Origin of the sequence: Glycomyces dulcitolivorans, from assembly GCF_003265355.1 — a bacterium.
GTDB classification, from domain to species: domain Bacteria; phylum Actinomycetota; class Actinomycetes; order Mycobacteriales; family Micromonosporaceae; genus Glycomyces; species Glycomyces dulcitolivorans.
Window position 1 is genome coordinate 1 of the sequence record NZ_QFRW01000177.1, and the last position, 4,995, is coordinate 4,995.

Genomic DNA, 4,995 nt, shown 5'->3' on the forward strand with positions numbered 1-4,995 from the left:
CCCGCGGCCGCCGCGCAGCGGGCCGCCCACCAGATGGCCGCCGCCCAGCGCTCGGCCGCCCCCGCCTCGCCGTCCGGGCCCCCGTCACCGCCGCCGATGTCCCCGCCCGTGGTGATCATCGCGCCGCCGAAGAAGCGCTCGCAGCTCGTGCCGATCCTCGTGGGGGTCGGCTCGGTCGTCGTCATCCTCGCCCTCGTCATCGGCGTCTGGATCCTCATGTCCGGCAACGGCGGCGACCCCGACGACTCCACCGGCCAGCCCGCCGAGTCCGCGGCCGTCGGCGAGGTCACCGGCGCGCCTTCCGAGGCCGGCGAGGACGAGCAGCAGAGCGACGAGGTCCCCCAGTGGGACAAGGCCGCCGGAGAGGAACGCGTCGGCGGCACCCTGTTCCCCGCGGACGCGCAGACCCAGACGATCGCCTACGCGGGCTGGCCGTTCGCGTTCCGCGTCCCCGAGGGGTTCGCGTGCACCGAGGACGGGCAGGCGGCCGTGTGCACCGCCGACGGCGGCGAGTCGACCATCACCGTCGGCTGGGAGGAGTGCGGCGGCGACTGCACGTCCGACGCCCGCGACGCGCTCCGCGGGAGCCTGCCCTACCAGCCGCTCCAGACGTTCCAGAACGGCGACATCGGCGTGGCCGAGCGCACCCAGGTGTACGGGCGCTGGCGCGGGTCGCTGAGCGTGTTCGCGGCCGCCGGGGACGGCGTCTTCCACGCGTGGTCGAGCGTCGACGTGATGGACTTCCGCTCCGAGGAGGCCTGGCAGGTCTTCAACGACGTGCTCAACCAGGCGCTCGCGAAGACCGCTTAGCGCTCGTCCCAGCTGCGGAGCGCGGCCTCGATGACCTCGGTCGACGAGGGCGAGGGCTGCGGGATGCCGGGGGTGAGGCCGTGCTGGGCCAGCAGTTCGGTGTACTGGTCGCTGCCGTAGGAGCGCAGGAGGTTCTGGGCGGCCTCGCGCTCGTCCTCGCCGAGGTCGGCGCGGGCGAGCATCGGGTACTCGAACTGGGCGACCTGGGCCGCGCCGGCCGGGGCCTGGAGGATCTCGCCGCCGCTCCCGTTGTGGGCGGCGACCTCGGGGGCGGACATGACGGGCGGGCCGTCGCCGCCTTCGACGGTGTACTCGTCGACGCCGAAGATGATGATCCACATGAGGCTCGCGGCGTGCTGCCGCGGATCCTGAAGGGCCACTTCGGTCTCGTCGGGGAGGACCTGGTCGGTGCTCTCGCCCTCGGGGAGGGCGATGCCGACGGCGCTGGAGGCGGTCGACTCCTGGAGGACCTCCCACTGGTCGGCGAGGCCGCCCGTGCCGGAGGCGCCTTCAGTGGCGGAGGCGGGGAGGTTGCGCCACAGGCCGGTCTCGGGGATCCACACGTCGGCGCCGGAGTCCTGCACGGCGTTCCCGGCGACGGCCTGGACGGTGATGTCGGCGCAGACGTCGGAGCCGCGGGAGGGGGCGCCGCCTCCGGCGGCGATGAACTCGTCGAGGACGGCGGCGATCTCGGGGGCGGCCGCGACGGTCAGCTCCACCTCCGTCCCGCAGGACTGGACGTGGGCGATGGCGGCGTTGAGGGTGTAGGCGGTGACCGGCGCGAAGACGGCGAGCAGCGCCGCGCCTCCGAGGAGGCGGCGGCCCTCTTTCGAGAGGCGCCCTCGTCTGCGGTGTACGCCTGCCATGTGACGAGTGTATGACCTGGCGCGAACCCAGTCGAGTTCGCGTTTTTCAGTTATCCAAAGGTGACTGCGCGTTCTCGCGGCTCAGGACGGGTCCGCGGGACGTCCGCGGCCGCTCCGGTTCCGGATGGTTCAGGTCCGGGCCCGGGCGGCCGGGGCGTCCGCGTGGTTCACCGGCGGCGCGGGCGCCGCTTCGGCGGCGTCAGCAGGTCGGCGACGATCCGCATCGTCTCGGGGACGAGTCGGAAGTAGGCCCACACCCCGCGCTTGTCGCGCTGGACGACCCCCGCTTCGGCGAGGATGCGCAGGTGGTGGGAGACGGTGGGCTGGGAGAGCCCGAGGGGCTCGGTCAGCTCGGCGACGCAGGCCTCCTGCTCGGGAGCAGCCTGGATGAGGCTGATGAGTTGGAGGCGGTTCGGATCGGCGAGTGCTTTGAGGACACCCGCGATGCGCTCCGCGTCGGACTTGGAGAGCGTTTCGCCGCTGACCGGCGAGACTGGCGTCTCTGCCTCGACGGTGACTCGCACCATGATCGTGTTCCTTCCGGATTGGTTCCAGTCGGAACCGGATTCTCGGCCGCACTGCCCATTAATCCAGTTCCAACCCTGAATATGCCTCCGCACTGTGGCCGGGCGGTAACGACGACGCTTCCGGCTCGCAAAGGCTTTCGGTTCCGTTGGACTTCGAATCGGGCTGCACCACGGCCCGGTCCTGATCCACTGCCGAGATTACGCCTGCGATGCCAGCGGGGCCACCGCCGACACTTGATCACTTTGCAGGTCACAGCCTCGGCTATTCAGTTGGAGCCGCACTACCAGGAGTTATATCTAAATCTCCCTATATTTAAGCGGTTGCCGGTTTCACGATGAGAGCGGATTCACTCGCGTCGATCGATCGACGTCCCAATATATAGAACAGCTCTGATTCATGATGTTAGCGCGCGGTGCCCGGAAATGCAGGCCAGTGGTGTTTCCACTCGGTTACGTCAAGTTGAGAAAACCCACATTCAGGACAAGACGAAGGGCGGGGCCGATGGCCCCGCCCTGCTCGATTCGTCACAGGCCTCCGCCTGGAGCGCGCGTCTTCTCAGGCGCGCGGCCGCGCCGTCGAGTCGCGCTCGATGAGCTCGGCGTCGACCGACAGCTCGTCGGGGTACTCCTCGTCCTCGACGAGGGCCGCCTCCAGGGCCCGCACGCCCATGTCGTGCAGGGGAAGCGCCACGGTCGTCAGCGACGGCGTGAGGTCGCGGACGATCGGGATGTCGTCGAACCCGGCCACCGACACCTGGTCGGGGATGCTCACCCCGCCCTCGCGCAGGGCCGTGCACAGGCCGGTGGCCTGCACGTCGGAGGTCACGAACACCGCGGTCGGGAGCTTGTCGCCCTCCAGGAGCCGCCGGCCCGCCTGGTAGCCGCCGTCGCGGGTGAACTCGGCCGGGACGTGCACGACCTCGGCGTCCTCGGGCAGCGCCGACAGGAACCCTTCGCGGCGCTCGCGCACGACCTGGAGCTGCTCGGGCCCGGCGACCACGGCGAAGCGGCGGTGGCCCAGCTCGGCGAGGAACCGCGCCAGCCCGGCCGCGCCCTCGCGGTTCGCGGGCCGTACGACCCGGCCCGGGAGCCCCGGCTGCCCGACCGACACCACGGTCGCGCCCAGTTCCAACAGGTCCGACAGGTGCTCGGACAGCCGCTGCTCGGCGGCCTTGTCCGTGGTCCGGGACCCGGCGACGATGACCGCGCGCGGCCGGTAGCCGCGCAGCGAGTCGAGGTGCTGGATCTCCGAGTCGGGGTCGATCCCGGTGTCGGCGATGAGGACGCGCACGTTCCGGCGGGCCGCCTCCGCCAGGACGCCGCCCGCGATCTGCCCGAAGTAGGGGTCGGTGACGTCGTGCAGGAGCAGCGCCACCGTCTGCGACGTGGCCCGCGCCAGCACCTGCGCACCGACGTTGGGGGCGTAGCGCAACCGGCGAGCCGCTTCGCGCACCCGCTCGCTGAGCTGGTCGCTCACCCGGTGCGGGGAGCCGTTGAGCACGCGGGAAGCGGTGGCCACCGAGACGCCGGCGGCTCGGGCGACATCGGCCAGTCGGGCCGGTTGTTTGCGTTCCATCTCGCTGAGGCTACCCATCTGCGGAAAGCGCTGCTCAAGCGGTCCGGAGCCGCCGGTCCCTCCACACTCGCCAGACAACGTAGGCCACAGCGGCCACACCGAGTCCGGCGGCCGCGACCTTGAGCGGACTGGGCCCGGACAGCTGGGGGCGCAAGGCGACCGGGCGCCGGAACGTCAGCTGCGGCCACCCCTCCTCCTGCGCAAGGCGCCGCAAGCCCCTGTCGGGGTTGACCGCCCGCGGGAAGCCGACGGCGCGCAGCATCGGCTCGTCGGTGATCGAGTCCGAGTACGCGAACGACGCGTCCAGGTCGATCCCGCGCTCGGCCGCGAACTCCTTCATGGCCTCGGCCTTCGCCGGTCCGGCCGCGTAGAAGTCGATCTCGCCGGTGTAGCGCCCGTCCGCGCCCACGACCATGCGCGAGGCGATCACGTCGGTCGCCCCGAGCATCCGCCCGATCGGCGCCACCATCTCCTCGCCGGACGCGCTCACCAGCACCACCGCGCGGCCCGCCGAGCGGTGCGCCTCGATGAGCGCGGCCGCCTCGGCGTACACGGCGGGCGCGATCAGCTCGTCGAGCGTCTCCTCCACGATCGCCTTGACCTCGTGGGCGGGCCAGCCGCGCGACAGCTGCGCGACCGAGTCGCGGGTGCGCGCCATCTGCGCCTCGTCCGCCGACCCGCCGAGGCGGAACAGCAGGTGCGAGTAGCCGACCTTGAGGACGTCGCGCCGGGCGAGCAGGCCGCCCTGGTAGAGCGGCCGCGAGAAGGCGAGGCTGCTCGCCTTCGCGATGATCGTCTTGTCCAGGTCGAAGAAGACCGCGCCGTTCCGCGACCTGGCCGGCGCCGGGGCCGGTTCGAGCGAGAGTGCCGGTGAGCCGTTGCGGGGCTCCGCTGCGTTCATGCCGCCAGTCTAGACAGCGCGGCAAACCCCTTTCGCCCACTTGTCCCACGGCCGCGGACCGTGTCGGGCCCCGATGTCGGCCCCTGGCCGTAAGCTGGCGCCATGCCGAAGAGCCAGCGAATCGCCTACGCCTGCGGCGCATGCGGGGTCCGAGTCTCCAAGTGGGTCGGCCAGTGCCCCGAGTGCGGCGAATGGGGCTCCATGGAGGAGACCGCCGCGCCCCCGCGCCAGGCCGCGGGCCCCGCCACGGCGTCCACGGGCGCCCGCCGCCCCGCGATGCCGGCCCTGCGCATCGGCGAGGTGTCCGGCGCGCAG

The 4,995-nt window shown here is 71.9% G+C and carries 5 protein-coding genes and 1 pseudogene; 2 read left to right on the forward strand and 4 right to left on the reverse strand.

Translation table 11 applies throughout. The features are described from left to right. Window positions 1–810: flagellar basal body-associated FliL family protein (locus DI269_RS13780; RefSeq protein WP_157974980.1), on the forward strand; the 810-nt coding region annotated here is incomplete at its 5' end. Here the strand turns inward: DI269_RS13780 and DI269_RS13785 are convergent. The 4 genes from DI269_RS13785 to DI269_RS13800 all read right to left on the reverse strand — a co-directional run bounded on the left by DI269_RS13785 (window position 807) and on the right by DI269_RS13800 (window position 4,680). Beyond that, complete coding sequence (locus DI269_RS13785) at window positions 807–1,676, reverse strand: hypothetical protein (protein WP_112136781.1); 870 nt, start codon at window positions 1,674–1,676, stop codon at window positions 807–809. The two genes, DI269_RS13780 and DI269_RS13785, sit on opposite strands and share 4 nt — an antisense overlap. Before the next feature lie 167 nt (window positions 1,677–1,843). Then, window positions 1,844–2,203 carry an ArsR/SmtB family transcription factor gene (locus tag DI269_RS13790; RefSeq protein WP_091033022.1) on the reverse strand — a complete coding sequence of 120 codons (360 nt, stop codon included), beginning with the start codon at window positions 2,201–2,203 and terminating at the stop codon, window positions 1,844–1,846. Between the two features lie 556 nt (window positions 2,204–2,759). After that, a complete protein-coding gene (locus DI269_RS13795) occupies window positions 2,760–3,779 on the reverse strand; it encodes a LacI family DNA-binding transcriptional regulator (RefSeq protein WP_112136783.1) in 1,020 nt (339 codons plus the stop codon). Between the two features lie 34 nt (window positions 3,780–3,813). After that, entirely contained in the window at window positions 3,814–4,680 is an 867-nt protein-coding gene (locus tag DI269_RS13800; RefSeq protein WP_112136785.1) for an HAD family hydrolase, read from the reverse strand. A 102-nt stretch (window positions 4,681–4,782) separates the two neighbouring features. Here DI269_RS13800 and DI269_RS13805 point away from each other — a divergent pair. Beyond that, a pseudogene (locus DI269_RS13805) lies at window positions 4,783–4,995 on the forward strand (DNA repair protein RadA); the annotation flags it as partial.

What these genes read in the sequence shown, in the direction of transcription:
- DI269_RS13785 (WP_112136781.1), bottom strand. Translation starts at nt 1,676, where the DNA reads ATGGCAGGCGTACACCGCAGACGAGGGCGCCTCTCGAAAGAGGGCCGC.
- DI269_RS13790 (WP_091033022.1), bottom strand. Translation starts at nt 2,203, where the DNA reads ATGGTGCGAGTCACCGTCGAGGCAGAGACGCCAGTCTCGCCGGTCAGC.
- DI269_RS13795 (WP_112136783.1), bottom strand. Translation starts at nt 3,779, where the DNA reads ATGGAACGCAAACAACCGGCCCGACTGGCCGATGTCGCCCGAGCCGCC.
- DI269_RS13800 (WP_112136785.1), bottom strand. Translation starts at nt 4,680, where the DNA reads ATGAACGCAGCGGAGCCCCGCAACGGCTCACCGGCACTCTCGCTCGAA.